Below are 25,801 nucleotides of genomic sequence, written 5' to 3'. Positions count from 1 at the left end.
CGACGATCCAGAATGTCGCAGGACGCCGAATCTTGGGACGGGAAGTTCACTGACTGGGACGGTCAGGCGCCGCCCTCGACCCGCAGCACGCTCGCGATAGAGCGCACGATGTCGAGCCGCGACAGGTCCTCGACGGTCGCGGCCAAGTTGGCGTCGGGCGCGCCGTGGGTCACGATGACCAGCTTCGCGTCCTCCGCGCGGCCGGACTGACGCACCGTCGCGATCGACACCTCGTGCTGGGCGAAGACGCCGGCCACACTGGCCAGCACGCCCGGGCGCTCCGCCACGTCGAGGCTGATGTGATACCTCGTCAGTGCCTCCCCGATCGGGCGTACGGGCAGGTGGGCGTAGTTGCTCTCACTCGGCGCGCGGGTGCCCGAGAGCCGGTTGCGAGCCGCCGCCACGATGTCGCCCAGCACCGCGCTCGCGGTCGGCGTGCCGCCCGCCCCGCGGCCGTAGAACATGAGCTGACCGGCTGCCTCAGCCTCGACGAACACCGCGTTGAAGGCGTCGCCGACCCCGGCCAGCGGGTGGCTGCGCGGGATCATCGCCGGGTGCACCCGCACACTGACCGACTCCTGGCCGGACGAGTCGGGCCCACGCTCGGCGATGCAGAGCAGCTTGATCGTGCAGCCCATCTCCTTCGCGCTGGCCATGTCGCCCGCGGTCACCCCCGTCATCCCCTCGCGGAAGACGTCGGCCGCGGTGACCCGTGAGTGGAAGGCGAGCGAGGCCAGGATGGCCGCCTTGGCCGCGGCGTCGAAACCCTCGACGTCGGCCGTCGGGTCGGCCTCCGCGTACCCGAGCTCGGTGGCCTCGTCGAGCGCCTCGCTGAACCCGGCCCCCGAGGAATCCATCGACGAGAGGATGAAGTTGGTGGTGCCGTTGACGATGCCGGTGACCCGGGTGACGCGGTCGCCGTGCAGCGACTCGCGCAACGGCCGCAGCAGCGGGATCGCGCCGGCCACGGAGGCCTCGTAGTAGAGGTCGGCGTTGCCCTCGGCGGCCGCGTCGTGCAGCGCCGCACCGTCCTCGGCCAGCAGCGCCTTGTTGGCCGTGATCACGCTCTTGCCGGCCCGCAGGGCCTCGACCAGCCAGCCCCGGGCGGGCTCGATGCCGCCCACTACCTCGACCACCACGTCCACGTCGTCCCGCTTGACCAGCCCGAGCGCGTCGGTGGTGAACAGGGCCGGGTCGACGGGAAGGTCACCGCGTTCGCGGCCGAGCCGGCGGACCGCGATCCCGACGACCTCGAGCGGGGCGCCGATCCGGGCGGTCAGGTCCTCGGCCTGGGCGTTCAGCAGACGTACGACTTCCGACCCGACGGTGCCACAGCCCAGTAGGGCCAGGCGGACGGGCTTAGCAGGCTGGCTCATCCAACATCCAATGCGAGCAGGTCGTCCTCGGTCTCCCGCCGCACGATCACGCGCGAGGCGCCATCGCGCACGGCCACCACGGGCGGCCGAGGGACGTGGTTGTAGTTGCTGGCCATGCTCCGGCAGTAAGCGCCGGTGCCGGGCACGGCGAGAAGATCTCCGGGCTGCACGTCGGCGGGCAGGAATTCATCCTTCACGACGATGTCCCCGGATTCACAATGCTTTCCCACCACGCGGGCCAGCAGCGGCTCGGCGGCACTGGCCCGCCCGGCCACCGTCGCCGAGTAGGACGCGTCGTAGAGCGCCGTACGGATGTTGTCGCTCATCCCGCCGTCGACGCTCACGTACGTCCGGATGCCGTCGACGTCCTTGACCGTGCCCACCTCGTACAGCGTCAGGACCGCGGGCCCGACGATCGCGCGGCCGGGCTCGATCGACAGCTTCGGCTTGCGCAGGTTGGCCGACTCGCACTCCGACTCGACGATCTTGTTGAGCCGTTTGGCCAGGTCACCAGGGGTGCTGGGGTCGTCCTGGGTGGTGTACGCGATGCCGAAGCCGCCGCCCAGGTCCAGGTCGGGCAGCTCGACGCCGCGCGCGTCGCGGATCTGGGCCTGCAGCTCGAGCACGCGCCGGGCCGCCACCTCGAAACCGCTGGTGTCGAAGATCTGCGACCCGATGTGCGAATGCAGGCCCTGCAGGTTGAGCACACCCTCGTCCAGGATCTTGACCGCCGCCTGGAACGCCGCACCACCGGCCAGCGAGAAGCCGAACTTCTGGTCCTCGTGCGCGGTCGCGATGAACTCGTGGGTGTGGGCTTCGACACCCACGGTGACCCGGACGAGGACGCCGGGGGTCTTGCCCTTCTGCCGGGCGAGGGCGGTGAGCCGGTCGATCTCGTCGAAGGAGTCGACGATGATCCGCCCCACCCCGGCGTCCAGGGCGCGGGTCAGCTCGGAGATCGACTTGTTGTTGCCGTGGAAGCCCAGCCGCTCGGCCGGGAACCCGGCCGCCAGCGCCACTGCCAGCTCGCCGCCCGAACAGACGTCGAGGTGCAGGCCCTCCTCGTCGATGATCCGGACGACCGCCTTGCACAGGAACGACTTGCCCGCGTAATAGACGTCGCAGTCGGCGAAAGCGGCCGCGAAATCCCGGCAGCGGGCCCGCAGGTCGTCCTCGTCCAGCAGATACGCCGGGGTGCCGTGCTCAGCCGCCAGGTCGGCCACGCTCACGCCGCCGATCTCCAGATGCCCCGCCTCGGCGCGGCTCACGGTCCGCGGCCAGAGCTGCGGCACGAGGGCGTTCACGTCCTGCGGCGTCCGCAGCCAGGCCGGGCCCCGCTGCCCGAGGTCGCCGTGCAGCGCCCCGGCCTCATGAGCTCGCATCCCTACATCCTTTCGGGCGCCGAGACGCCGAGCAGGCCCAACCCGTTGGCAATCACCGTACGGGTGGCGTCGTTGAGCCAGAGGCGCGCGCGGTGCGTGTCGGTGACCGACTCGTCGGTGCGCGGCGTGACCCGGCAGTTGTCGTAGAACCGGTGGTAGGCCCCGGCCAGGTCTTCCAGATAGCGGGCGACGTGGTGCGGCTCCCGCAGCTCGGCCGAGCGGGCGATCACCTCGGGGAACTCGCCCAGGGCTTTGAGCAGCTCGTTTTCCTTCTCGTGGGTGAGCAGCCCGGGGTTGAAGTCACCGGGCTCGCCCCGCGTCACGCCGAGGTCGGCGGCCTGCTTGGCCACATTGAAGGTGCGGGCCGCGCAATATTGCACGTAATACACCTTGTTGTCCTTGGTGGCCCGGGTCCACTCGTCGATGTCGATGTCGATGGGCGAGTCGGACGAGAACCGGGCCAGCGCGTACCGCGTGGCGTCGACGCCGATCGCCTCGACGATGTCCTCGAGCGTGACCACCGTGCCGGCCCGCTTGCTCATCCGCACCGGCTGCTTGTCGCGCACCAGATTGACCAGCTGGCCGATCAGGATCTCGAGGTTCGTGGCCGGGTCGTCGCCGAAACACGCGGCCATGGCCTTCATCCGGCCGATGTAGCCGTGGTGATCGGCGCCCAGCATGATCACGATGCGCTCGAAGCCACGCTTGCGCTTGTCGAGGTAGTAGGCGCAGTCAGCGGCGAAATACGTCCAGTCGCCGTCCGACTTGCGCAGCACGCGATCCTTGTCGTCGCCGAAGTCGGTCGTCCGCAACCACGTGGCGCCGTCGGCCTCGTAGATGTGGCCCTGCGCCCGCAGCCGATCGAGCGCCTCCTGCAGCTCGCCCCGCTCGTGCAGGTCCTTCTCGTTGAAGTAGGTGTCGAACCGCACGCCGAACTCGGTCAACGACTGCTTGATCTCGGCGAACATCAGGTCGACGCCGACCCGCCGGAACGTCTCGAGCGCCTCCGGCTCGCCCAGCTTCAGCACGTCGGGCGCCTCGGCCACCACGGCCGTCGCGATCTCGGCGATGTACTCCCCGCCGTAACCGTCCTCCGGCGCGGGCTCACCCTTCGCGCTGGCCAGCAGCGACTTCGCGAACCGGTCGATCTGGGAACCGGCGTCGTTGAAGTAATACTCCGTGCCGACCGTGGCGCCCGCCGCGCGCAGCAGCCGGGACAGCGCGTCACCGACCGCGGCCCACCGCACGCCACCGATGTGCACCGGGCCCGTCGGGTTGGCCGAGACGAACTCCAGGTTGATCCGCTCGCCGGCCAGCGTGTCGGTGTGCCCGTAACGCGAACCGGCCAGCACGATGTCGCGGGCCAGCACGCCGGCGGCGGCCGCGTCGAGCCGAATGTTCAGGAAGCCCGGCCCGGCGATCTCCACCGACTTGACGCCCGGCTGCCGGCCTAGCTCCTCGGCGAGGGCGGCGGCCAGCTCGCGCGGCGCCACCCCGGCCTTCTTCCCCAGCTGCAAGGCCAGCGTGGAGGCGTAATCACCGTGCTCGGGGTTGCGGGGTCGCTCCACCGTCGTGGCCTCGGGCAGAGCCGACGTGTCGAGCCCACGGGTCTCGAACACGCTACGAGCAGCTGAGAGAACGGTGGCAGCAAGGTTGGCGGGAGTCACCCCGCCATGCTATCGGGGGTAGACTTCGACGCTCGGCGGCCACCCGAGCCCCGCCCTCCCTCTTTCAAGGAATCGACGAGGCACGATGAGCATGAGCACGCCGGGTCCCGAACGGGTCCCGTCCTCAGTCAAGGTCACCAAGACCTCCGGTCAGGGCAAACCGCCCACTTCTGCCGGCTCCACCCCCGGCAGGAAGCCCGGCGCCAAGGGCCCGGCCGGCAAGGGCGGCGGCAAAGGCCGCAAGCCTGTCACCCCGGTCAAGGTCGCAGGCGGGCGCAACTGGGGCCCGATCGCCGTGGCCGGCGTGGTCGTCCTGGTCGCGGTCGGCATCATCGGCTACGGCGTCTACGCGGCCGTCCAAGGCTCCCGCGACTGGCAGGACAAGGCCTCCGAGATCGCCGGCGTCGTGAACTACCGCAAGCAGAACAACGCGGCCATCAACGACCAGTCCCACAAGCAGGGCCAGCTGCAGTACGTGACGAGTCCGCCCGTGGGCGGCGCGCACAACGCCACGCCGCAGAACTGCTCGGGTGACGTGTACGACGCGCCGATCGCCAACGAGCACGCGGTGCACAGCCTCGAGCACGGCGCGGTCTGGATCACGTACAAGCAGGGTCTCGCGGCCGACCAGGTAAACGTGCTCAAGAGCAAGGTCGAAGGCCAGGACTACACGATGATGTCGCCTTACGCGGGCCTCGACAAGAACGTGTCGGTGCAGGTCTGGGGCTTCCAGTACAAGACGGACGACGTCAACGACCCCAAGATCGACCAGTTCATCAAGGACACCCGCCTGGTCTCCGCCCTCGAGCCCGGCGTCTCCTGCTCCGGCGGCAACACCACGACCGGCCCGCTGCAGGCGGCCGGCAACGGCACGGTCATGAACAAGTAATGACTGTCTCCACGGACCCCGGCGCGGCGGCCGACGCCGCCGCGCCACCCGAAACCCGCCGCGCCCGCGGCCCCATCTGGGCCGCGGTGCTGGCGCTCGTCCTCGGCGTGGCCCTCGGCATCGGCATCGGCCTGTCGATCCCGCACTTCACCAAACCGGGTGACGACTCCGTCGAAGCCGGCTTCCTGCGCGACATGTCGACCCACCACGCCCAAGCCGTGGAAATGTCGATGATCGCCCACCAGAAGTCCGACGACGCCGAAATCGTCTACGTGGCCAACGACATCGCGCTGACCCAGCACGGCCAGATCGGCTACATGCAGGCCTGGCTGCGCGACTGGGGCCTCAGCCCCACCGGCTCCCAGAAGCCCATGGCCTGGATGCCCAACTCGGCCGGCTCGGTCGTCAACGGCCTGATGCCCGGCATGGCCACCCCCGAACAACTCACCAAGCTGCGCGCCGCCAGCGGCAAAGAACTCAACACCGAGTTCCTGACCCTGATGCGCCAGCACCACCTGGGCGGCATCCACATGGCCCAGGAAGCGGTGAAGCTGTCCGACAACAAGGACATCGACTGGATCGCCGAAAGCATGGTCCAGTCCCAGCAGACCGAACTGGGACTCATCGACGACCTGCTCAAGAAGGTCCAAGCCAGCTGAGACTCCCCCAAGAGCCCCGAACCGCGCGGTTCGGGGCTCTTCTGCTCGGCGGGGCACGCCGTAACCCGGTTGTCGACCTCCCCGGCACACCTGCTAGGCTCGTCCTCACTTGAGCCCCCGTAGCTCAGGGGATAGAGCGTCGCCCTCCGGAGGCGAAAGCGCAGGTTCGAATCCTGCCGGGGGCACCACTCAGGCTCATCCTGTTCGCGCTTCGCGCTCGCCTTGTCGTGGTGCGTTTCTTCCTGGGGCCCGAGCCCCAGACCCCACGCCGTGGGGCTTCGCCCCCGGACCCCCGATCGGCTGTGGCTGGGGTCGGCGGGATCCTTACGCAGGCTCATTCTGTTCGCGCTTTGCGCCCACCTTGTCGTGGCGCATTGCCTCCTACGGCCCCGAGCCCCAGACCCCACGCCGTAGGGCTTCGCCCCCGGACCCCCGAACGGCTGTGGCTGGCGTCGGCGGGATCCTTACGCAGGCTCATCCCGTTCGACTCAGGCTCATCCTGTTCGCCCTTCGCGCCCACCATGTCGTGCGCATTGCCTCCTACGACCCGAGCCCCAGACCCCACGCCGTAGGGCTGCACCCCCGGACCCCCGAACGGCTGTGGCTGGCGTCGGCGGGATCCTTACGCAGGCTCATCCCGTTCGACTCAGGCTCATCCTGTTCGCGCTTCGCGCTCGCCTTGTCGTGGTGCATTTCTTCCTGGGGCCCGAGCCCCAGACCTCACGCCGCGGGGCTTCGCCCCCGGACCCCCGAACGGCTGTGGCCGGCGTCGGCGGGATCCTTACGCAGGCTCATCCCGTTCGACTCAGGCTCATCCTGTTCGCCCTTCGCGCCCACCTTGTCGTGGCGCATTGCCTCCTACGGCCCGAACCTCAGACCCCACGCCGCGGGGCTTCGCCCCCGGACCCCCGATCGGCTGTGGCCGGCGTCGGCGGGATCCTTACGCAGGCTCATCCTGTTCGCGCTTCGCGCTCACCTTGTCGTGGTGATTGCCTGCCCGAGACCCCACGCCGTGGGGCTTCGCCCCCGGAACCCCGGACGGGTGGGGCTGGTGTTGGTGGGGTTCTTGCGGTTGGGGGTTGTGGCGGGGGCATCACCCTGGTGGCTGGGGTGGTGAGTCCTCAGCGGCGTGGATGGTGGGATCGTCGCTGCTGGGACGTCTAGCCGGTGGTCGGGGGCGACTGATTCAGCCGGGCGCACCGCGTATCTTGGCCGGTTGCAAGATGGCTGCATCTACGCCGCATGTAAGGGACCGGTGCAGTCGGGCGGCGGTTGGACGTGCCGGTCTTCGCCTGCCGCGAGGCGGCAGGGCGCGCCGGCGTCGGACCGGTCCGCCGCTACGGAGACGCTCCACACCTGAGCGAACTCGACCGCACCGCTGCTGCCGGGCACATGACCGACGAACACGGCGGTGGGCGGCTTGCGGACCGCCCTGGGCGATCCCTCGACGCCGGCCTGCACCGAATGCCGGCTACAAGACCTGGGAAGCGGTGGCTCCTGATGGCGGGGTGGTCAGGTGTAGTGCTTGAGCAGGGCGGTTCCGATCTGCGCCAGGTGTTGCCGTACGCCGGGCGGGCCGAGCACCTCAAGCCACTCGATCAGGCCGGCCAGTTCGCCGGCCAACGCGTATTCGTTGTAGCCGCGGATGACGACCTCGATGCGGCCGTCGCGGGCGGCCGTGCCCACCTCGAGCCGGTCGCCGACCACCATCCGGAGCCGGCTCAGCGCCTGCGGTGCGCAGAGCGCCGTGATCGCGAGGGGGTTCCGCCGGCGGTCGACCTCGTCGGTGATCTCACGCCAGCTCGCGGCGAGGTCGAAGTCGCCGGGCCGGTGGGCGGGGTTGCCCGTCGGGTCGGCGGATGTCACGCGATCGATGCGGAAGGTCCGCCGGCCGGTCCCGGTGGTGGCGACGAGATACCACCACTGGCCCTTGGCGGCGATGCCGAGCGGGTGGACGGTCCGGTCGGTCCGGGCGCCGGTGCTGTCGAGGTAGCCGAGCCGCACCTGGACGCCGCGGATCACCGCGTCCTGGAGCGCGTCGAGGAACCGGGGTGGTGGCCGGCGGTCGATCCGGCTGGTGCCCCATCGTTGCGGATCCACCACCATCGACGCGGCCGCCGCTCGGGCCGGGCCGCGGAAGGGCGCCGGCAGGGCCTGGACGAGTTTGCGCAGCGCTGCCCTCAGGGCCGGGGTCACGGCCGCGGCGGGACCGGCCACCAGGAACAGGGCGCGGGCTTCGCCGGCGGTCAACCCGGACAGGTCGGTGCGGGCGCCGCCCACGAGGCGCCAGCCGCCGCCCCGGCCCTGCCGGGAGTAGACGGGCACCCCGGCCATGGACAGGGCGTCGAGGTCGCGGCGGGCGGTGCGCTCGGAGATCTCCAGTTCGCGGGCGACCTCGGCCGCGGTGAGTTGCTCGCGTTGTTGCAGCAGCAGGAGGATGGCCATCAGCCGGTCGGCTCGCATGGCGCCAACTCTTCCGTCGAAACCGGTCAGAGGATGGCCTGTTCTGCTCGGCACTCTGCCGGCATGACGAACTTTCCCCAACCCACTCTTGTCCCGGTCAACGGCGTGGAACTCGAAGTCTTCGAGGCGGGCCGGCACAACGCGGGACGGCCTGTCGTGCTGTGTCACGGCTGGCCCGAGCATGCTTTTTCGTGGCGTTACCAGGTGCCCGCGCTGGTCGCCGCCGGCTATCACGTCATCGTGCCGAACCAGCGGGGCTACGGGAATTCCTCCGTACCGGCCGCGGTGACCGACTACGACATCGAGCATCTGACGGGTGACCTGGTCGCGCTGCTCGACCACTACGGCTACGAGGACGCCACTTTCATCGGCCACGACTGGGGGGCGTTCGTCGTCTGGGGTCTGACTCTGCTGCATCCGAAGCGGGTCAACAAAGTGATCAACCTGAGCCTGCCGTACCAGGAACGCGGCGCGACGCCGTGGATCGCCTCAATGGAAGCCGTGCTGGGTGGCGACTTCTACTTCGTCCACTTCAATCGGCAGCCGGGTGTCGCGGACGCCGTCTTCGACGAGAACCCGTACCGGTTCCTGCGCAACCTGTTCCGGAAGAACGTGCCGCCCGTCGAGCCGCAGCCGGGCATGGCGTTGATCAACCTGGCCCGGGCGGAGAAGCCGCTGGGCGAGCCCGTGATGAGCGACAGCGACCTGGCGGTGTTCGCCTCCGCCTTCACGTCGTCCGGCTTCACGGGCAGCATCAACTGGTATCGGAACCTGGACCGGAACTGGCATCTGCTGGCGGACGTGGACCCGATCATCCACCAGCCCGCCCTCGTGATCTACGGCGATCGTGACGCGGTCCAGCGGTCCGGGAAGCTGACCGAGTTCGTGCCCGGCGCGGAGGTGATCAGCCTGGATTGCGGCCACTGGATCCAGCAGGAGAAGCCACAGGAGACCAACCAGGCGATCCTGGGCTGGCTGAGCTCCTGAGGCCTGTCTCATAGGGAACAGGGCTGCGGCCGCCCCGGTGGGAAACAGGCCTCAGACGCGGCGGAGGAACTCGGCGGTGGCGGTCACGGCCTGGGAGACGTACGGGTCGTTGTCGTAGAAATCGGTGTGGCGCTCGCTGTCCAGCCAGCGGGTCTCGTCGGCAGCCATCTGCTCGGCCAGTTCGGGCGAGCAGTAGTCGTCGCGGCGGCCGTGGATGATGAGGCTGGGCGGCAGCAGCGGGCGCACGCCCAGCACGTCCAGCGTCATCAGGCTGTGCAGCGAGCCCCGCGTGACCCGGTTGGTCCAGTTGGCGGTGTGGGTCGAGTAGTACTGCCACGGCTCGTCACCGGGCATCGCGGCCTCGCCTTCCGGGGCCACCGCGGGCAGGAAGTCGTCATATCGCTCGATCATGTCTTTCAAGGCCTTCCCGTACGCCTCCACGCCCATCCGTTGAGCGAACCAGGCCGGGCTGTTGTAGGCCCCCGCGATGCCCACGACCGCTGTCACGCGCGGGTCGAGGGCGGCTGCACGCATGGCGTAGCCGCCGCCCAGGCAGATGCCGACCAGCGCCACCTGGTAGCCGTCCAGGTAGCTCACCGCCGCGCGCAGGTCGGCCAGTTTGCCCTGGCTGTCCTCGTGCTGCGGGCGGCCCTCGCTCTCGCCGAAGCCGCGGTGGTCGAAGGTCAGCGTGGTGAAGCCCTCCGCGGCCAGCCGTTCCGCGTACAGGCCCGTCACCTGCTCCTTCACCCCGGTGAAAGGTCCGGTGAGGACAATGGCCCGCGGGCCTGGGGACGAGTGGAGGACACCGGAGAGGGCCAGGCCCTCGCTGTGGACAGTCACACGTTCGGTCACACCGCGACATTAGGCTGCTGTTCGACGGAAGGGCAGAAGGCACTTTCGCGTACCCATAAGGACAGCCATGGCGCTGGTCGTCCCGGACGTGCTCGAGGAGAGCTGCACCACCCGGCAGGCGCTGGAGCGTCTCGCCGCGAAATGGCGGGTGCTGCTGGTCTATTCGCTGCTGGACGGCCCGCAGCGGCCCGCCGACCTGCGGCGCCGGGTGCCCGGCATCACGCAGAAAATGCTGACCGAGACGCTGCGGGGCATGACGGCCGACGGGCTCGTCTCGCGTCGTGTGCTCAAGGGCACCGCGCCGCAGCACATCGAGTACGAGCTGACCGACCTGGGTCGCACGCTGGAGGAGCCGCTCGCCGCGATCTGCGACTGGGCCACGCGGCACCCGGCCGGGGTTGCTGACGCCTCCTAGCCCGGCTCGCGGCGGCGCAGCCCGCGTCCCGGCGGCGCAGCCCGCGTCCCGGCGGCACAGCCCGCGTCACGACGGCACAGCCCGCGTCACGACGGCACAGCCCGCGTCACGACGGCACAGCCCGCGCGTCTCTCAGCCCGGCTCGCGGCGGCTGATCTTGAGGGTCAGGCCCTCCGGCGTACGCACGAGGAGCTGATCGCCGAAGTCGCGGTCGTGGCCCACCTCGCCGACCGGGAAGCCGGCCCGTTGCAGGTGCGACTCGAGCTCGGGCAGCGGCATCGACGTGTCGAACGTGAGCTCGACCGTGTCCTCCCCGCGGTCGCGGTCGGGCGGTCGCGTGACCAGTCCGATCTGGATCGTGCCGAGCTGCATGAGCACCCAGTCGGTGTCGTCGCCGCCGTGGATCACCTCGCCGCCCAGCATCCGGTAGAACGCGATCGAGGCGGCCAGATCGTCCACGTGCAGCATCGGGCGCAACAGCAACCCCGGATCCGTGCGCGTCGCCATGAATGCCCCCTTTTCACCCGATATCACCGCATCTGCTGGTGACTCAACGACTCAGTCGTTCAACTGGGTGTGCTGGATCTCGGACAGGGCGGCGGTCAGAACCGGCTCCGCCGGACGCGCACCGAGCAGCTCGGCCAGCAGCAGCGCGGCGTGCCGGGCCAGCGCATCGGGCTTGGGCACGTCGGCCGCATCCTCGTCGAGCACACCGAGCGAGCCCGCCAGCAGGTAGAGCACCACATGGGGGTCGGTCTCCGGATGCCAGACGGCCGCCGACCGCACACTTCGCTCGAGCACGTCGCGCACGGCGTCGCCGTCGAGACCGTCGGGATGGGCCTGCTCGAGCAGCAGGCGCACGGACGTGCCGAGGATCAGGCCGGTCTGGGCCGGGTCGAGCGCGGCCAGCTCGGCGGTGGCCGCGTCGAGCGCCTCGGTGTCGTGAGCCCGCGCGGCGGTCACCGCCGCCGTCGTCGCGGCCGCGATCGGCCGGGCCGGGGCGGGCAGATGCCGCCAGTTCTGAGTCATGGCCAGACCTTAGCCACGACCCCCGACAGGACCGGAAAATGTCGTGGGGTGGTGGCAGGCTGTGCCCCATGTCGAGTCAGCTCAGGCAAGCCATGGCCGCGCGGGTCGAGCGCGGTGAGTTCCCCGGTCTCCTGGCCCTGGTCGCCCGGGGCGACGACGTGCTGGTGGAGACGGCCGGCGTCACCGAGTTCGGTGGTGCCGTGCCGATTCGCCGCGACACGCCGTTCCACATCACGTCGATGACGAAACCGGTGCTGGCCGCCGTCACGATGATGCTGGCCGAGGACGACGTGCTCGACCTCGAGCAGCCGGTGGCCCACTTCCTGCCCGAGCTGGCCGGGCAGCGGGTGCTGGCCCGCCCCGACGCCCCGCTCGATCAGACGCTTCCCCTCGTCCGGCCGGTCACTGTCGAAGACCTGCTGACGTTCACGCTCGGTTTCGGCTCGCTGATCGGGCCCGACGGCGCGGTCGATCCGTCCTTCCCGGTCGTGCGGGCCTGGCGTGACCTCGGTCTGCAACTGGCCGAGCCCGAGCCCCGCAGCACCCTCGAGCCCGACGAGTGGATCCGGCGGTTCGGGTCGTTGCCGCTGATCCACCAGCCGGGCGAGGCATGGATGTACAACGCGGGCACGCTGGTGCTCGGCGTGCTGCTGGCCCGCGCCGCCGGCCGGCCGCTGGGCGACCTGCTGCACGAGCGCGTCTTCAGCCCGCTCGGCATGAGCAGCACCGGCTTCTGGCTGCCCGCCGAGCGGATGGCCCAGGTGCCGCCGCACTATCTGGGCGACGGCTCGGGTCACCCGGTCCGGCAGACGGGCGAGCCGCTCGAGGCGTGGACACGGCCGCCGGTTTTCCCGAGCGGTTCGGCCGGGCTGCTGTCCACCGCCGACGACTATCTGGCCTTCGCCCGCATGCTGCTGCGCGGCGGCGTGCACGGCGGCACCCGGCTGATGTCCGAGAAGTCGGTGGCCGCGATGACCACCAACCACCTGAGCCCCGAGCAGATCGAGGGCGGCGGGTTCTTCCTGGGCGGCTCGGGCTGGGGCTACGGTCTGGCCGTCACCGTGCGGGCCGACGAGATCAGCGGTCCCGGGCGTTACGGGTGGGCCGGCGGCTACGGCACGGACTGGTTCACCGACCCGCACGAGGGGCTGATCTTCATCGTGCTCAGTCAGGTCAGCGACCTGCTGTGGAACGGGGCACTGACCGAGTTCGGCCGGCTGGCGTACGGTGCGGTCGACGCCCCGGCGCGGGGCCGGCCTGGGGAGGCTCGATGACCAGTCTCGACGCGGTGACGGCGTGGATCGCCAACTATCGCAAGGCGTGGGAGTCCAACGATCCGCGGCACATCGCCGACCTGTTCGCGGAGGACGCAGCCTACTTCACGGAACCCTATGCGAAACCGTGGCTCGGCCGCGCCGCGATCGTGGAGCAATGGCTGAAGATCAAGGACGATCCGGGCACCACGACGTTCGAGTGGCATCCGCTGATCGTCACCGACGACCTCGCGATCATCGCGGCGAAAACGGTCTATCCCGACGACACGTACAGCAATTTGTGGATCCTCCGGCTCGACAATCTCGGCCAGGCCCGTCAATTCACCGAATGGTGGATGAAACACCCTGCCTGATCAATTCGGGGCCGCGACCGGCAGCACGAGTCGCGATTGTGCACAGTGCACGGTGTGGTCCCGCGGCCGCAGTTCGTGCGCGTCCGCGGCCGAGCCGACATTGCGGGCGAAACGCGGGAACGATCCGCCCGAGACCTGCACGCGCAGCCGGTGCCCGGCCGCGAGCCGGTGAAAGCACGGGTCGAGCGTAAGGGTGAGCCGCTGCGTCCGACCGGCCGGCACCGACGGGTCGAGGCGCCGCATCCCGTCCGCGAAATTGCGGGAGTGTCCGCGTTTGTCCACGTCACAGAGCCGGACGAACACGTCCGCGTGCTCCGGCTCGACCGAGACGGCCAGCTCCAGCACGGGCGCGCCGATCACGTCGACGGCCGTGGGCAGCGGATCGGTCGTGAACGTCAGCACGTCGGCGCGGGCCTCGAGCGCCCGGTTGTCCTTGACCCCCATCGACCCGGTCAGCGTCCGCCCGCCCACGGTCGGCGTCGGATCCGCCGGGTCGTACCGGAACCGCACGGTCTCGCCGGTCGCCTCGCCTGCAGAAACGACTGACCCGTCCAGCGCGTCGGGCCGGCTGGGATCACCGCCGCGGGCCGGGCCGGCCGCGAGGGTCAGGGTGCGATCGGCGTGCAGTTGGAAGATCGCCGGAGCCGACGGGGGTGGCCAGGAGGCCAGTTCGTGCCAGCGGCGTTCGCCCGTCCGGAAGACGCGAACCGGGGACTTGCGGGCGGCGGGGCCCTCGGCCATGTGCTGGTCGAGCCAGGCCAGGCTTTCGCGGGCCATCGTCATCGCGCCCTGCAGACCCACGGTCAGGTGGGTCCACGGGCCCACTGTCAGGCCCACCTCGACGTTGCGGGCGCGCAGGGCTTCGTACTGCCGCAGGGACTGGTCGACGAACAGGTCCTGCCAGCCGCTGATGATCAGTACGGGCGTGTCGACCCGGTCCAGGGCCGCACCGGCCCGGTAGGGCTGCCACCACGGGTCGTCCCCGTCGGGATGCGCGAGCCACTCCCGATACCAGGGGGCGCGGCCGCGCAGCACCGGGTCGGCCGCCTCCGCCAGCGGCAGTCCTTCGAGGGCGGGCCGCAGGCGGCGGCGGGCCGAGGCGTCGTTGAGGGCCCGGCGCAGCAGACCGCCGTCCTCCTGATGGGCGATCAGGTCACTCCAGCCAAGGAAGTCGCCGAGCGTGAAGGCGCCAGTGCCGTAGACGGCCTCGCGAAAGTCGTGCGGACCGACATAAACGACGGCGGCCCGTAACTCGGGCGGGGGATCCTGCATCATCGCCCACTGTGACCAGGCCAGATACGATGCGCCGAGCGTGGCCAGCCGCCCGTCGAACCAGGGCTGTTCGCGCAGCCAGGCCACCGTGTCGAGACCGTCCTCGGCCTCCTGGGCCATCGGCACGAAACGGCCACCCGACCCGAACGTGCCACGGACGCTCTGGATGATCACGTGGTAGCCGCGCGCCGCGAACAGCCGCCCGTTCAGCGCCGAGGCGGGAAACCCGCGCCCGTACGGGCTGCGCATCAGCACCGTGCCCCGGGGCCGGGCGGTGACCGGGGCGTAGTGGTCACCTACCAGCACCACGCCGTCGCGCATCGGCGTGCGTGCGGTCGCCAGCACGTAGTCGTTCGCCGCGGGGCCCTGACGGAGAAGGCGCGACAATGCCGCGTCGGCGAGTCGCTGCCTGATCGAGTTGGCCATACCGCTCCTTGATCAATTGCGCGAGAGTCAGGAAGGGCGCGAGGTAAACAATGCCGGAATGTGAATGCGAGCGCGATTCGAGCCGCACTCGGATGTGCGAATTCGCGGCCGGGTTGGCAGACTGCCACGGTGGAAGTTCGGCAGGCACTCGGCGGCCGCTACACATTGCTGAGCGAACTCGGCAATGGCGGCATGGCTGTGGTGTGGCGTGCCCGCGACGAGGTGCTCGGCCGTCCGGTCGCGGTCAAGGTGCTGGCGGGCCGGTTCGCCGGTGATGCGCAGTCGCGGGCCCGCATCCGCGACGAGGCCCGGGCCGCGGCCAACCTTTCCCATCCCAACATCGCTCAGGTCTACGACTACGGTGAGGCCGACGACCTGCCGTACGTGGTGATGGAGCTGGTCAACGGCCCGACCCTGCAGCAGCGGGTGTCGTCCGGGCCGTTGCCGCCGCGCACGATCTTCCGCATCTGCGGCGAGGTGGCCGCCGCGCTCGCCGTCGCCCACGAGGACGACCTGGTTCACCGCGACATCAAGATGGCCAACATCATGCTCGCGCCGTCGGGCGTCAAGGTCGTGGATTTCGGCATCGCCGCCGTGGCCGGGCCCGCCGCCCCGGAGGACATACTGGTCGGCACCCCGGCCTATCTCGCCCCGGAGCGACTCACCGGTGACGCGGTCGAGCCGGCGTCCGACGTCTACGCGCTCGGCGTGCTGCTCTACCGGCTGCTCGCGCACGAGTCGCCGTGGACGGTCGAGAGCACCACCCAGATGTTGCAGGCGCACGTCTACGTCGAGCCCGAACCGCTGCCCGATCTGCCCGGTGTGCCCGCCGCGGTGGCCGACCTCATCCACGCCTGCCTGCTCAAGGATCCCGCCGCCCGGCCCAGCGCGAGCGAGGTGTCGGCCACGCTGGCCGACGCGGCCGAGGCGGCGTCGGTTCCCGAGCCCGTACGGGATGACAACGAGCCCACAGCGTTGCACCTGTCCCCGCCCGGGCCGCCCCCGGCTTATGCCGCCCAGCCGGCCACCGTGATCGACCGGTCCGCGCACACGTCGCGGCGACGCCCCGATGCGGTTGCGGGCGGGCTCTCCGCCGTACGGGGGAAAGGAGTTCTGGCCGGTGGCGCGGTGGCCGTGGGGCTCGTCGGCGCCCTGGTGGCATGGTTGCTGGGTGGCGACCCGGAGGCAGCCGGGCGGCCGCAGGCGGCCGGCCCAACCACCTCGGCGGCACCGGTCGCGACCAGTGCGGACCCCTCACCGACGGCCTCCGCGCGCAGCCATGACAACCCCGTCCCGGCCGCCACCGGCCGACCCGGGCCGGGCCCGATCGCCGGCAGCACGGCGGTGCCCACGAACGCGCCGTCCGGAGCACCCGCCGTCACCCCGAGTGCCGGCGCCCCGCCCGAACCCACCGCCTCGATCGACGTGTCACCCTCGCCTTCCGCGCCGCCCATGGGCCGGCGGCTGGAGTCGCCCGGCGGCGCCGTGTTCGCGGTCTGCGACCGGGGCCAGGCGTCGCTGACCGGGTTCGAGCCCGCCGACGGCTTCACCGCCCAGCCGATCGAGCCGGGCCCCGCCCTCACCGCGCGCGTGTTGTTCGACGGCACCAGGTCGAAATACCGCATGGCCGTGACGTGTGTCGGGCAGACGCCGACGCCCGTGGTGCTGCCGCTGTAGGGCCTGCCCGGCCGATCACGCGGGGCTGGGGCGTGGCCCAAGTTGACGAAGCCCAGCACCCGGGCCCTCCGGTGCGATCCGTGGCACCCTGCCGTTATCCACGTTTTCCCCTGGGGTACGCACGTCGCAGGGTACGAGCCCCGAGGAAGGGGAAGCGACATGACAAGGGACAACGTCAACACGGAGGCGGCCGAGGGCGACCGCGACCGCCGGTTCCACGGCGGCGCCCCCGCCCACCTCGACGACGACGAGCTGGCTCGCCGCACCGACGAGGAACGGGCCGAGGCCGGCGTGACCGACTACAACCCGGCCGACGTCCCCCCGGCCACCGACGACCCGGTGCCGTACGACCCGGCCGCCGACCTCGTCGAACAAGACATCGAAAGCGTCACCGCCCGTCAGGAGTCAGAAGGCGAAACCACGCCGCTGACCGAGGACAACCCGTTCCCACCCACCCGCTACTCGGAATAGCTCTTCATCAGGGCGTTCAACCGGCCGGAGCTCAAGGCGTACGTGCCTGTGGTCAGCGCCTCCTTGGTGGCGCGCCGGGCCACCGCGTACGCCACCCGGCTGATCGCCGGCGTTCGTAACGCTCATCACTGCAGTCGATAAAAGTTTGCAGCGCCTGCAAGATTCGACTTAGCCTGCCGGGGTGGGTACCACAGCGACCGAGGCCGCCCCCGGGCGGCGGGATCGGAAGAAGCAGCAGACGCGGGCCGCGCTCGTGGCGGCGGCCCTGCGGCTCGTCGACGAGCGTGGGCGCGACCATGTCACGGTCGAGGAGATCGCCGAGGCGGCCGACGTGTCGCCGCGAACCTTCTTCAACTACTTCGCAACCAAGGACGACGCCCTGCTCGGCGGGCCGCTGCCGGACGGGCCCCCGATCCACGATCGGCTGCTGGCCGTGCCGGCCGGGGTGCCGCTCATCGAGGCGTTGTTCGAGGCCATGCGGCCGGACATCGAACAGATTCAAGCCGAGCGTGATGTCTGGCTGCTCCGGCTGCGGGTGATCAAGGGCAATCCGGCGCTGCTGCCGCTTCTTGTCGCGCGCGGGGAGTGCGCCGAGGAGGAGACCGTGTCCGCGGTCGCCGCCCGTACGGGAATCGCTCCTGACAGCCTTTTCCCCCAGCTCGTCGCCACCACCGTGGGCGCCGCCTTCCGCACCTCGATGATGCGCTGGGCCACCGGCGACGGCCGCGACCTCCTCGACCTCGTCCGCGAGGCCTTCGACATTCTCGGCTCGGGTCTGACCGAACCGGCACCTACTCACGAGGAAGTCACCCGATGACCCTGACCAGCGAAGAGGCCGTCACCGACGACCCCGCCCCGGGGCGGATGTCCCGCGGCCAGGTCGTGCAGGCTCTGTCCGGCCTGATGCTCGGCATGTTCGTGTCGATCCTGGCCTCGACCGTCGTCTCCAACGCGCTCCCCCGAATCATCGCCGACCTCAACGGCAGCCAGTCCGTCTACACCTGGATCGTCACCGCCGAGTTGCTGGCGATGACGGCCACCGTTCCGCTGTGGGGCAAGCTGGCCGACCTCTACAGCAAGAAGCTGCTGGTTCAGCTTTCGCTGCTGCTGTTCGTGGCGGGTTCACTGATCGCCGGTTTCACCCCTGACGTCGGGGTGCTCGTCGTCAGCCGCGTGGTGCAGGGCATCGGCGCGGGCGGCATGACCGCACTGGCCACGATCGTGCTGGCCGCGATCATCCCGCCGCGTGAGATGGGCCGCTACGCCGGCATGTTCGGCGCGGTCTTCGGGGTCGCGACGATCGCCGGTCCGCTGATCGGTGGCGTCATGGTCGACACGTCGTGGCTGGGCTGGCGCTGGTGTTTCTTCATCGGCGTGCCGTTCTCGATCGCCGCGATCGCCCTGTTGCAGAAGACCCTCAAACTTCCCTCCGTACGGCGGAAGGACGTCAAGATCGACTGGCTGGGCGCACTGCTGATCACGGCGGGCGTGAGCACGCTGCTGATCTGGTCGACGCTGGCCGGGCAGCACTTCGACTGGGCGTCGTGGGAGACCGCGGTGTTCGTGGCCGGCGGCATCGTCCTGCTGGCGCTGGCCGTGTGGGTCGAGTCGCGCGCCGCGGAGCCGGTCATCCCGCTCGGCATCTTCCGCAACCGCACCGTCACCCTGACCATCATCGCCAGCGTGCTGGTCGGCGTGGCGATGTTCGGCGGCACGGTGTTCCTGTCGCAGTACTTCCAAGTTGCGCTGGGTAAGTCCCCGACCGTCGCCGGCCTGATGAGCCTGCCGATGATTTTCGGACTGCTGATCTCCTCGGTGGTCGCCGGAGCGCTCATCACAAAGTTCGGCCGGTGGAAGGTCTACCTGGTCGCGGGGGCCGTCATCATGACGGTCGGGATGCTGCTGCTGAGCACGATCGGCGCGGACACGAGCGTACTGGTGCTGTCGCTGCACATGGCGGTGCTGGGCGTGGGCGTCGGCATGCTGATGCAGAACCTGGTGCTGGCCGCGCAGAACGACGTGCCCGCGGCCGAACTGGGCGCGGCCACCTCCGCGCTGACGTTCTTCCGCAGCATGGGCGGGGCGATCGGGGTGAGCGCGCTGGGCGCCGTGCTGGCGAGCCGGGTGACGTCGCTGACGACCGAGAAGTTCGGCGAGGCGGCCACGTCCTCCGGCGGCGGGCACGCGGTTCCCGACCTGACCGCGCTGCCGCCGGAGATCAAGACGATCTTCGCCGACATCTACGGCACGGCCACGGCCGAGCTGTTTCTGGTCGGGGCGCCGATCGCTTTCCTGGCGATCATCGCGGTGCTCTTCATCAAGGAGAAGCCGCTCTCCGAGCTGAGCGGCGACGAGCGGCGGGCGCGCGAGGAGGCGGCGCTCAGCGCGCACTAGGCACGACCTGATGAGCGGCTGCCCCGATGCCGGGGTGGCCGCTCAGTCGTGTCAGGGGCTCGTCAGTGCAGGTTGACCGACGTGCGCGGGGAGGGCGGCTCGGCGCAGCCCAGCAGGCCCACCAGGCCCGAGACCCAGAGCTGGCGGTAGACCGTGGGGCTGGGGTGGCTCACCACCAGCTTGATGCCGCTGGCCGCGGCGGTGTGGAAGCAGGCGACGAGGATGCCGATCCCGATGCTGTCGATCAACATCACGCGCTGGAGATCAAGGCAGATCTTGCCCGGCGTGGAGCTGGTCAGCACGTCGTTGACGGCGTCCCGCATCACGTGGGCGTTGTCGAGGTCGATCTCGCCACTGGGCGCGATCTCGACGGTGCCATCAGCCAACTGGCGCGTGGTGATCGGCAGATACACGGCTGCCCTCTTCCTGGCGTCGAGCGGGCCGACGCCGACTTCCGCGAGGAGGACACACCGCCGGCCCCACAAAGGCTCTGACAGGCATCGGACGCCCCGCCCGGGCGTCTCTCTCCAAACACGTCCCTACAACAATCCGCTGGTCTGCAAGTTACGCCACGTAGGCGCGGAACGCCAGAGTAGTTCATATGGCCTGAATGTGCTGGATCGGTCACCGCGTGGCGGCAACGTTGACGTTCCATGTGTCGGGGTCGAATACTCACGGTATGCGATGGAGCGCCTCTCGGCATGGCTGACGTCTTCCCGAGGTATGCCCACGTGTTCCCCGAGGTGCCGGACATAGTCCACTTCAGCGGGGCAGACATCGATGAGGCGCGCTCTGTGCTAAATCGGTTCTACTATCCCGTAGCGGTCGGAATGCCCGACGGCTGCGACGACTTCGAGCTGGGCGTCGGAGTGATCCAACTCGGACCCCTCACGGTCGGCCGGCTCAGCTTCACGGGCCCTGTGACGTTGCTCGTAGCCGAACTCGACGCTTATCACGTCAGCATCCCGACCGCGGGCCGCCTGCACGCCCGGCACGCCGGCCACGAGGTCTTCGCCGGGCCGTCCACGGGAGTCATCTTCGGGCCCGGCAGCCCGGTCTACACCTCCCGTGAGGCCAAGTCCGCGGAATTAGCGATCAAGGTCGAGCGGAAGGCACTCGAGGAGGAATTGTCTGGACTGTTGGGACACCCGATCGAGGGACCCCTCAGCCTCCCCCCGGAGGTGGACCTTTCCACCGGCCCGGGGCACAGCTGGACCCGGCTGATCCGGCTCCTGTGCGACGAACTCGAATACGAGTCGAGCCTGTTCGCCGAGCCGATGATGGCCGAGCAACTGCGCAGCACCATCCTCAGCGGCCTGCTGCTGAGCCTGCCGCACCGTTACCACGCCGAGCTGACCGGCCCGGTCACCGTCGGCCCGCCCCGGGCGATCCGCCGTGTGGTGGAGGCGATCCAGGCCGAGCCGGAACGCGCGTTCACGGTGACCGACCTGGCCCGCGTGGCCAACATGAGCGTCCGCTCGCTGCAGGAGGGTTTCCGCCGGCACGTCGGCACGGCCCCCATGACTTACCTGCAGCAGGTACGCCTGGGCCGGGTGCACGACGCCTTGCGCCGGGCCGATCCCGTACGGATGACGGTCGCGGGCGTGGCCCACCGGTGGGGCTTCGCGCACCTGGGCCGGTTCGCGTCGGCCTACCGGGCTCGGTTCGGCGAGTCCCCGTCGGAGACCCTGCGGTCACCGCACTGAGCAGCCCGGAAGCTATTCGCCGGGGTCGCTGCGGCGCGGCTGGGGGACCTCGTTCGGGGTGGGCCGAGCCTCCGTCAGACCGAAGACGTGGCCGCGCGGCGGCACCCACTCGCGCCACGGGCCCAGCCGCGGCGGCACCGCGACCAGGTCGCCGTCACCGGCGCCGCGCTGGGTGCGCAAATAGGCCAGGACCCGGGCCGCGGCCTGACCACCGTCCTCCGCCAGGCTCAGCAGAAGACGCCGGGCGTCGTCGGACGCGGGGTCGGCCGGGTCGAGACCCGGCACGTCCGCGGCGGGGCGGCGCAGCAGCGCGGCCAGACCCGCGAGAGCCTGCATCGCGTCGCACGCGTCCCGCTCGGCATCGGACAGGCTGGTCACGACCGCCCTCCCCGACTCTCGGTCATGCGTTTCCCCCTCACCCCGCCCGCTCGTAGCGGAGGCCGGGCGCATCCCACCCGGCCCCCGCGAACGGGCGTCAAGGCGAAAATGTATTCGGCTCGCTACTAAGCGTCCATCCGTAACGCGCAGGTCCTGTCCAGTTAGCGCTCAGTTTGACCAGCGGACGGCATGATCGTCCCATTCCGACCCAGGGTGAATACCCGGATCGATGGGGTAGTACCGGAGTTGAGCCGAGCAATGGAGGACATCATGACCGACGAGATACGTCAGCCGTTGGAGGAGACGCCGGAGGTGGCGGACGCGATCGAGGACGACGTCGCGGTCGACGCGTTCATCACCGGCGGCGGCACCGACCGTGACACCCCGGAGTTCCTGCAGCCCGGTGAGGAACCCCACGTCCGTACGGGTGCCGACCAGCCCTGGGACCCCGAGGACCTGGCCGTCGCCGAGGGGCGCGACCCCACGCCGGAGAACGTCGAGCGCGCCCGCCAGGAGATCGAGCGCGACGGCGCGGCTGCCATCGAGCGCACCGTCCCGTGAGGGCTACGAGACCGACACGCTGATCGTGTGCCATCCCGTGGCCCCGCTCGGAAACGGGGTGGCCCGCTCCTCAGCCTGCACGGCCCCCGTCCTGTCGGTGGCCCGCACCGCCAGGGAGTGCGGGCCGGCCGCCGCCTTCCACGAGTAACGCCACTGCACCCAGGTGTCCACCGACGGCGCCGGCAACAGTTCGGCCTTCGCCCAGGGACCGTCGTCCACGCGGACCTCGACCGAAGCGATCCCCCGCTGCTGGGCCCAGGCCACTCCGGCCACCGTGACCACGCCGCTGTCGAGCCGCGCGAACGGCCGCGGCTTGTCGATGCGCGACCCGGTCTTCACCGGCGCCTCCGCGGCCCAGCCCCGCTCGACCCAGTACGCGTCGAACCGATCGAAGGTGGTCAGCTCGAGCGAGGTCAGCCACTTGCAGGAGCCGGCGTAGCCGTACAGGCCGGGCGTGACCATCCGCACCGGGAACCCGTGCTCCAGCGGCAGCGGCTCGCCGTTCATGCCGACCGCCAGCATCGCGTCGCGCCCGTCGAGCAAAGTCGCCACCGGTGTGCCGATCGTCATGCCGTCGACCGAACGCGCCACGAGCTGGTCCGCCCGGGACGACACGCCCAGCGAGCGCAGCAAGGGCGCCAACGGCACGCCGAGCCATGTCGCGGTGCCCATGTACGGGCCCCCGACCTCGTTGGAGACGCAGGTCATCGTGATGGGCCGCTCGATCAGCGGCATCTCCAGCAGGTCGGCGAAGGACACCTCGAGCTCGCGATCGACCATCCCGCGCACCCGCAACGACCAGCCGTCCAGGTCGATCCGCGGCACTGTCAGCGCGGTGTCGACCCGATAGAAGTCCCGGTTGGGGGTAACGAGCCCGGGCGGCACGGGCGGTCCGGGGTCCGCCGCGACCGGCAACCGGATGTCGGCCCGGGCCTGCGCGCGTGTCCGGGCGGCGACGCGGCGCACGGTCACCGCGCCGCCCGAAGCGACCACCGCCCCACCGGCCACAAGCGCTGCGGCCCGCAGGAAACGGCGCCGATCCACCCGTACGCCGGAGGGAGCGCGGTGCCGCCGCAGCAGCCACCACAACGTGACCCCGGCCAGCGTCGCTCCGGCCAGGGACGGCACCACGTCGTAGGCCTGTGCGGCCGGCCGCGACACTGCCGCCGCCGCGCCGGCCAGTCCGAGAATCGCGGGCCCGGCAATCACCGCGGCGCGCCACCGGCCGCCGGCGATCCCGGTCACCGCGGCCAGTGCCGCCACGACCAGCCCGATGACCGCCAGGAGCACCGGTTTGTCGTGGGTTCCCAGCTCCCGTACGGCGAATTCCTTCACCGCCGTCGGCGTGGCGTCGATGACCGCCCCGCCCACCGCGACCAGGGGCCCGGCCGCGGGCCGGGTGGCGGCCGCCAGCAGTTCGGCGACCGCCACTCCCAGTCCCGCTGACAGGAGCCCGGCGAGGGCTCGCATCAGCTCTTCGGCATCAGGACGGAGTCGATGATGTAGACGGTCGCGTTGGCCGTCTGCACGTTGCCGCAGATCACCGACGCGTCGCCCACCTTGAAGTCCTCGCCGCTGCCGGTCACGGTGACCTCGCCGCCCTGCAGCGTCTTGTGCGAGCCGGCCAGCGCCTCGGGCGCGAGCTTCCCGGGCACGACGTGGTAGGTCAGGATGCTGGTCAGGGTCTTCTTGTCGGCCAGCACCTTGTCCAGGGTGGCCTTCGGGATCTTGCCGAACGCGTCGTTGGTCGGCGCGAAGACGGTGATCCCGTCGGCCGAGTTGAGCGAATCGACCAGCCCGGCCTTCTTGACCGCGCTGACCAGGGTCGACAGCAGCGGGTTGCCCGAGGCCGCCGTGGCCACCGGCACCTGCGCCATGGCCTGGAAGCTGCCCGGGTTCGACGAGTCGGTGGGCACGGCCGCACAGCCGGCGCCGAACGTCGTCCCCATCATGTCGGCCGGCGCCGAGCTGGGCGCGGCGCTCGACATGGTGGGCGCCGCGGCAGAGCCGGCACTCTCCTGGTCCGAGGACGAGTCGCTGCCGCAGGCCGCCAGGGAGATCGAGAACAGGGCGGCGGCTGCGACCGCGGTGAGCTTCGTTGCACGCATGGTTCGTCCCTTCGGAGCGTTTTTTACCTTCGCTCCTGATTCGGGGCGAACCATGCGCCGGATGGGTCGGATCTCAAACGAGTTTTACGTCGGCCACCAACGGCAGCGTCGGAGTGGCCGACCCGTTCGGCGGCTCCAGGGTCACGCCCACCAGAGCCGCACCGGGCAGACCCTCGACCAGGACGACATCGGCCGACTGCCCCTGGGCCAGGACGGCCGCACTGACCGGATCGGCACCGGGACGGATCGTCCACAGCTGGTAGACCCGGCCGGCCGGTGCGGCGTCCGCGGACAGCAGGACCACACCCGCGTTCTGCAGGCGTGAACTGGCCACGGTGACTTGGCCCCCGGTCGTCACCGGCCGCTTGCTCAGCACCACGTCCGACGCCCCGAGCACCTGCCGGACCCGGGCCTCGTTGAGCCGCGCGGCCTCGGCGACCTCACGCTGATCCCGTACGCGCTGATCCTGCACCGCGTAGACCGTGGAGCCGGCCCCGGCCGCCGCGACCACCACCGCCGCCGCGGCGCTGATCAGCCACCGCCGCCGGGACACGCCGCGAACCGGAGTGACCACCGGCGCCTCGGGCACGATCGGGGGCGCTTGGCGGGTCCGGGCGATCTCGGTCAGCACGTTCTCCCGCAGCCACGGCGGCGGCACCGACCACGTGTCGTGCGCCAGCTGGGCCGTGGTCTCGCGAAACTCGTCGACCTCGGTGCGGCAACTCTCGCACTCGCGCAGATGCCGCTCGAACGACGCCCGCTCGATGTCGTCCACCGCGTCGAGCACGTACGCGCCGACGAGGGTGTGGATCTCCGTGGTCATGCCGACACCCCCGTCCCCATGCAGTCGCGCAACCGGATCAGACCGTCGCGCATTCTCGTCTTCACCGTCGGCAAGGGCGTGCCGAGCAGCTCGGCCACCCGCGGATACGAGTGGCCCTGGTAATAAGCCAGCGTCACCGCCTGCCGCTGCAGGTCAGTGAGATCTTCGAGACACCGTCTGACCTGCTGACGTTCGAGCCGGCCGGACACCTCGTCGGCCACCGCGTCATACGGGGTGTCGACCGAGGCCGCGCCGGCCCGGATCGTCCGCTCGCTGGCCGCCTGCTCGGAACGCACCCGGTCGACCGCCCGGCGATGCGCGATAGTGAAGATCCACGCGGTGGCCGAGCCGCGCGCCGGGTCGAACCGGGCCGCCGAGCGCCACACCTCGACCAGGGCCTCCTGCGCGACCTCCTCGGCCTGGGCCGGATCGCGCAGCACCCGCCGGATCAGGCCGTAGACGCGCGGCGCGACCAGGTCGTACAGCCGGCCGAAGGCCTTCTCGTCGCCGCGAGCCACCTCACGCAGCAGATCGCCCGCGTCCACCGGGGGCGGCGCGCCGCTGTCGGGCACCGCCGCCAGATGTTCGGGGCGACGGTTTGCTCCGCGCTCCGCCATGGGGTCCGCCTTTCGCCGTTGC

At 70.5% G+C, this 25,801-nt stretch carries 26 protein-coding genes and 1 tRNA gene; 13 read left to right on the top strand and 14 right to left on the bottom strand.

The annotated features are described in order from the left end of the window. Window positions 1-62: 62 nt before the first annotated feature. The 3 genes from BKA14_RS36065 to argS are packed head-to-tail and all read right to left on the bottom strand — an operon-like array spanning window position 63 to window position 4,425. Window positions 63-1,376, bottom strand: coding sequence for a homoserine dehydrogenase (locus BKA14_RS36065; protein ID WP_184955223.1), 1,314 nt, complete (start codon window positions 1,374-1,376; stop codon window positions 63-65). Beyond that, entirely contained in the window at window positions 1,373-2,758 is a 1,386-nt protein-coding gene (gene lysA, locus BKA14_RS36060) for a diaminopimelate decarboxylase (protein WP_184955222.1), read from the bottom strand. Before lysA ends, BKA14_RS36065 begins: the two co-directional genes overlap by 4 nt. Before the next feature lie 2 nt (window positions 2,759-2,760). Further along, window positions 2,761-4,425, bottom strand: a complete 1,665-nt coding sequence (gene argS / locus BKA14_RS36055) for an arginine--tRNA ligase (protein WP_184955221.1) — start codon at window positions 4,423-4,425, stop codon at window positions 2,761-2,763. A gap of 85 nt (window positions 4,426-4,510) precedes the next feature. Here argS and BKA14_RS36050 point away from each other — a divergent pair, with 85 nt between their 5' ends. The 3 genes from BKA14_RS36050 (at window position 4,511) to BKA14_RS36040 (ending at window position 6,161) form a co-directional block, all read left to right on the top strand. Continuing rightward, window positions 4,511-5,314: a thioredoxin-like domain-containing protein gene (locus tag BKA14_RS36050; protein WP_184955220.1), complete on the top strand. Its 804-nt coding sequence runs from the start codon at window positions 4,511-4,513 to the stop codon at window positions 5,312-5,314. After that, complete coding sequence (locus tag BKA14_RS36045) at window positions 5,314-5,973, top strand: DUF305 domain-containing protein (protein WP_184955219.1); 660 nt, start codon at window positions 5,314-5,316, stop codon at window positions 5,971-5,973. The genes BKA14_RS36050 and BKA14_RS36045 overlap by 1 nt, the downstream gene beginning before the upstream one ends. A 113-nt stretch (window positions 5,974-6,086) precedes the next feature. Next, window positions 6,087-6,161: transfer RNA gene (locus BKA14_RS36040), tRNA-Arg, on the top strand. 1,324 nt (window positions 6,162-7,485) lie between these two features. Here the strand turns inward: BKA14_RS36040 and BKA14_RS36035 are convergent. Then, on the bottom strand, window positions 7,486-8,436 hold the full coding sequence (locus tag BKA14_RS36035) for a helix-turn-helix transcriptional regulator (protein WP_184955218.1): 951 nt from the start codon (window positions 8,434-8,436) through the stop codon (window positions 7,486-7,488). A gap of 63 nt (window positions 8,437-8,499) precedes the next feature. Here BKA14_RS36035 and BKA14_RS36030 point away from each other — a divergent pair, with 63 nt between their 5' ends. After that, window positions 8,500-9,423: an alpha/beta fold hydrolase gene (locus BKA14_RS36030; RefSeq protein ID WP_184955217.1), complete on the top strand. Its 924-nt coding sequence runs from the start codon at window positions 8,500-8,502 to the stop codon at window positions 9,421-9,423. Window positions 9,424-9,474: 51 nt separating this feature from the next. On the opposite strand, the gene BKA14_RS36025 is transcribed toward BKA14_RS36030, so the two are convergent. Beyond that, the gene (locus BKA14_RS36025; protein WP_184955216.1) at window positions 9,475-10,275 is read right to left on the bottom strand and encodes an alpha/beta hydrolase; all 801 of its coding nucleotides are present in this window, start codon (window positions 10,273-10,275) and stop codon (window positions 9,475-9,477) included. Window positions 10,276-10,342: 67 nt separating this feature from the next. Between BKA14_RS36025 and BKA14_RS36020 the strand changes: the two genes are divergently transcribed. After that, on the top strand, window positions 10,343-10,690 hold the full coding sequence (locus BKA14_RS36020; RefSeq protein WP_184955215.1) for a winged helix-turn-helix transcriptional regulator: 348 nt from the start codon (window positions 10,343-10,345) through the stop codon (window positions 10,688-10,690). Window positions 10,691-10,822: 132 nt separating this feature from the next. On the opposite strand, the gene BKA14_RS36015 is transcribed toward BKA14_RS36020, so the two are convergent. Then, window positions 10,823-11,197, bottom strand: coding sequence for a VOC family protein (locus tag BKA14_RS36015; RefSeq protein WP_184955214.1), 375 nt, complete (start codon window positions 11,195-11,197; stop codon window positions 10,823-10,825). Between the two features lie 51 nt (window positions 11,198-11,248). Further along, window positions 11,249-11,719: a hypothetical protein gene (locus BKA14_RS36010; RefSeq protein WP_184955213.1), complete on the bottom strand. Its 471-nt coding sequence runs from the start codon at window positions 11,717-11,719 to the stop codon at window positions 11,249-11,251. Window positions 11,720-11,787: 68 nt separating this feature from the next. Between BKA14_RS36010 and BKA14_RS36005 the strand changes: the two genes are divergently transcribed. Both BKA14_RS36005 and BKA14_RS36000 read left to right on the top strand, forming a co-directional pair. Further along, window positions 11,788-12,993 carry a serine hydrolase domain-containing protein gene (locus BKA14_RS36005; RefSeq protein ID WP_184955212.1) on the top strand — a complete coding sequence of 402 codons (1,206 nt, stop codon included), beginning with the start codon at window positions 11,788-11,790 and terminating at the stop codon, window positions 12,991-12,993. After that, the gene (locus BKA14_RS36000) at window positions 12,990-13,346 is read left to right on the top strand and encodes a YybH family protein (protein ID WP_184955211.1); all 357 of its coding nucleotides are present in this window, start codon (window positions 12,990-12,992) and stop codon (window positions 13,344-13,346) included. Before BKA14_RS36005 ends, BKA14_RS36000 begins: the two co-directional genes overlap by 4 nt. Here BKA14_RS36000 and BKA14_RS35995 read toward each other — a convergent pair whose 3' ends face one another. Beyond that, complete coding sequence (locus BKA14_RS35995) at window positions 13,347-15,044, bottom strand: CocE/NonD family hydrolase (protein ID WP_184955210.1); 1,698 nt, start codon at window positions 15,042-15,044, stop codon at window positions 13,347-13,349. A 129-nt stretch (window positions 15,045-15,173) separates the two neighbouring features. On the opposite strand from BKA14_RS35995, the gene BKA14_RS35990 reads away from it, so the two are divergent. The 4 genes from BKA14_RS35990 to BKA14_RS35975 all read left to right on the top strand — a co-directional run bounded on the left by BKA14_RS35990 (window position 15,174) and on the right by BKA14_RS35975 (window position 19,586). After that, complete coding sequence (locus BKA14_RS35990) at window positions 15,174-16,721, top strand: serine/threonine-protein kinase (protein ID WP_184955209.1); 1,548 nt, start codon at window positions 15,174-15,176, stop codon at window positions 16,719-16,721. A gap of 159 nt (window positions 16,722-16,880) precedes the next feature. Next, the gene (locus BKA14_RS35985; protein ID WP_184955208.1) at window positions 16,881-17,192 is read left to right on the top strand and encodes a hypothetical protein; all 312 of its coding nucleotides are present in this window, start codon (window positions 16,881-16,883) and stop codon (window positions 17,190-17,192) included. A gap of 181 nt (window positions 17,193-17,373) precedes the next feature. Then, complete coding sequence (locus BKA14_RS45350; protein WP_184955207.1) at window positions 17,374-18,009, top strand: acyl-CoA-like ligand-binding transcription factor; 636 nt, start codon at window positions 17,374-17,376, stop codon at window positions 18,007-18,009. Then, entirely contained in the window at window positions 18,006-19,586 is a 1,581-nt protein-coding gene (locus BKA14_RS35975; protein WP_184955206.1) for an MDR family MFS transporter, read from the top strand. The genes BKA14_RS45350 and BKA14_RS35975 overlap by 4 nt, the downstream gene beginning before the upstream one ends. Before the next feature lie 62 nt (window positions 19,587-19,648). Here the strand turns inward: BKA14_RS35975 and BKA14_RS35970 are convergent, their stop codons facing one another. After that, window positions 19,649-19,999 carry an STAS domain-containing protein gene (locus BKA14_RS35970; RefSeq protein WP_133874633.1) on the bottom strand — a complete coding sequence of 117 codons (351 nt, stop codon included), beginning with the start codon at window positions 19,997-19,999 and terminating at the stop codon, window positions 19,649-19,651. 240 nt (window positions 20,000-20,239) lie between these two features. Between BKA14_RS35970 and BKA14_RS35965 the strand changes: the two genes are divergently transcribed. Next, complete coding sequence (locus BKA14_RS35965) at window positions 20,240-21,292, top strand: AraC family transcriptional regulator (RefSeq protein WP_311776118.1); 1,053 nt, start codon at window positions 20,240-20,242, stop codon at window positions 21,290-21,292. A 12-nt stretch (window positions 21,293-21,304) separates the two neighbouring features. Here the strand turns inward: BKA14_RS35965 and BKA14_RS35960 are convergent, their stop codons facing one another. Continuing rightward, a complete protein-coding gene (locus tag BKA14_RS35960) occupies window positions 21,305-21,670 on the bottom strand; it encodes a hypothetical protein (protein WP_239092557.1) in 366 nt (121 codons plus the stop codon). Window positions 21,671-21,940: 270 nt separating this feature from the next. On the opposite strand from BKA14_RS35960, the gene BKA14_RS35955 reads away from it, so the two are divergent. Further along, window positions 21,941-22,231 (top strand): hypothetical protein, encoded by a 291-nt coding sequence (locus tag BKA14_RS35955; RefSeq protein WP_184955204.1) that lies wholly within the window; start codon window positions 21,941-21,943, stop codon window positions 22,229-22,231. 3 nt (window positions 22,232-22,234) lie between these two features. Here the strand turns inward: BKA14_RS35955 and BKA14_RS35950 are convergent, their stop codons facing one another. The 4 genes from BKA14_RS35950 to BKA14_RS35935 all read right to left on the bottom strand — a co-directional run bounded on the left by BKA14_RS35950 (window position 22,235) and on the right by BKA14_RS35935 (window position 25,779). Next, window positions 22,235-23,701 (bottom strand): molybdopterin-dependent oxidoreductase, encoded by a 1,467-nt coding sequence (locus BKA14_RS35950; protein ID WP_184955203.1) that lies wholly within the window; start codon window positions 23,699-23,701, stop codon window positions 22,235-22,237. Further along, a complete protein-coding gene (locus BKA14_RS35945) occupies window positions 23,701-24,339 on the bottom strand; it encodes a fasciclin domain-containing protein (RefSeq protein WP_184955202.1) in 639 nt (212 codons plus the stop codon). Before BKA14_RS35945 ends, BKA14_RS35950 begins: the two co-directional genes overlap by 1 nt. 73 nt (window positions 24,340-24,412) lie before the next feature. After that, window positions 24,413-25,162 carry an anti-sigma factor gene (locus BKA14_RS35940; RefSeq protein ID WP_184955201.1) on the bottom strand — a complete coding sequence of 250 codons (750 nt, stop codon included), beginning with the start codon at window positions 25,160-25,162 and terminating at the stop codon, window positions 24,413-24,415. Then, window positions 25,159-25,779, bottom strand: a complete 621-nt coding sequence (locus BKA14_RS35935; RefSeq protein ID WP_184955200.1) for a sigma-70 family RNA polymerase sigma factor — start codon at window positions 25,777-25,779, stop codon at window positions 25,159-25,161. Before BKA14_RS35935 ends, BKA14_RS35940 begins: the two co-directional genes overlap by 4 nt. Window positions 25,780-25,801 lie beyond the last annotated feature (22 nt).

Source organism: Paractinoplanes abujensis (assembly GCF_014204895.1).
In the GTDB taxonomy this organism is placed as follows: domain Bacteria; phylum Actinomycetota; class Actinomycetes; order Mycobacteriales; family Micromonosporaceae; genus Actinoplanes; species Actinoplanes abujensis.
Note: the sequence above shows the minus strand (reverse complement) of the source record. Positions and strands in the feature narration are given on the sequence as shown.

Coding starts and splice junctions, on each gene's coding strand:
- BKA14_RS36065 (WP_184955223.1), bottom strand. CDS start 1,376: ATGAGCCAGCCTGCTAAGCCCGTCCGCCTGGCCCTACTGGGCTGTGGC.
- lysA (WP_184955222.1), bottom strand. CDS start 2,758: ATGCGAGCTCATGAGGCCGGGGCGCTGCACGGCGACCTCGGGCAGCGG.
- BKA14_RS36050 (WP_184955220.1), top strand. CDS start 4,511: ATGAGCATGAGCACGCCGGGTCCCGAACGGGTCCCGTCCTCAGTCAAG.
- BKA14_RS36045 (WP_184955219.1), top strand. CDS start 5,314: ATGACTGTCTCCACGGACCCCGGCGCGGCGGCCGACGCCGCCGCGCCA.
- BKA14_RS36035 (WP_184955218.1), bottom strand. CDS start 8,436: ATGCGAGCCGACCGGCTGATGGCCATCCTCCTGCTGCTGCAACAACGC.
- BKA14_RS36030 (WP_184955217.1), top strand. CDS start 8,500: ATGACGAACTTTCCCCAACCCACTCTTGTCCCGGTCAACGGCGTGGAA.
- BKA14_RS36020 (WP_184955215.1), top strand. CDS start 10,343: ATGGCGCTGGTCGTCCCGGACGTGCTCGAGGAGAGCTGCACCACCCGG.
- BKA14_RS36015 (WP_184955214.1), bottom strand. CDS start 11,197: ATGGCGACGCGCACGGATCCGGGGTTGCTGTTGCGCCCGATGCTGCAC.
- BKA14_RS36010 (WP_184955213.1), bottom strand. CDS start 11,719: ATGACTCAGAACTGGCGGCATCTGCCCGCCCCGGCCCGGCCGATCGCG.
- BKA14_RS36005 (WP_184955212.1), top strand. CDS start 11,788: ATGTCGAGTCAGCTCAGGCAAGCCATGGCCGCGCGGGTCGAGCGCGGT.
- BKA14_RS36000 (WP_184955211.1), top strand. CDS start 12,990: ATGACCAGTCTCGACGCGGTGACGGCGTGGATCGCCAACTATCGCAAG.
- BKA14_RS35995 (WP_184955210.1), bottom strand. CDS start 15,044: ATGGCCAACTCGATCAGGCAGCGACTCGCCGACGCGGCATTGTCGCGC.
- BKA14_RS35985 (WP_184955208.1), top strand. CDS start 16,881: ATGACAAGGGACAACGTCAACACGGAGGCGGCCGAGGGCGACCGCGAC.
- BKA14_RS35975 (WP_184955206.1), top strand. CDS start 18,006: ATGACCCTGACCAGCGAAGAGGCCGTCACCGACGACCCCGCCCCGGGG.
- BKA14_RS35965 (WP_311776118.1), top strand. CDS start 20,240: ATGTGTCGGGGTCGAATACTCACGGTATGCGATGGAGCGCCTCTCGGC.
- BKA14_RS35955 (WP_184955204.1), top strand. CDS start 21,941: ATGACCGACGAGATACGTCAGCCGTTGGAGGAGACGCCGGAGGTGGCG.
- BKA14_RS35950 (WP_184955203.1), bottom strand. CDS start 23,701: ATGCGAGCCCTCGCCGGGCTCCTGTCAGCGGGACTGGGAGTGGCGGTC.
- BKA14_RS35945 (WP_184955202.1), bottom strand. CDS start 24,339: ATGCGTGCAACGAAGCTCACCGCGGTCGCAGCCGCCGCCCTGTTCTCG.
- BKA14_RS35940 (WP_184955201.1), bottom strand. CDS start 25,162: ATGACCACGGAGATCCACACCCTCGTCGGCGCGTACGTGCTCGACGCG.
- BKA14_RS35935 (WP_184955200.1), bottom strand. CDS start 25,779: ATGGCGGAGCGCGGAGCAAACCGTCGCCCCGAACATCTGGCGGCGGTG.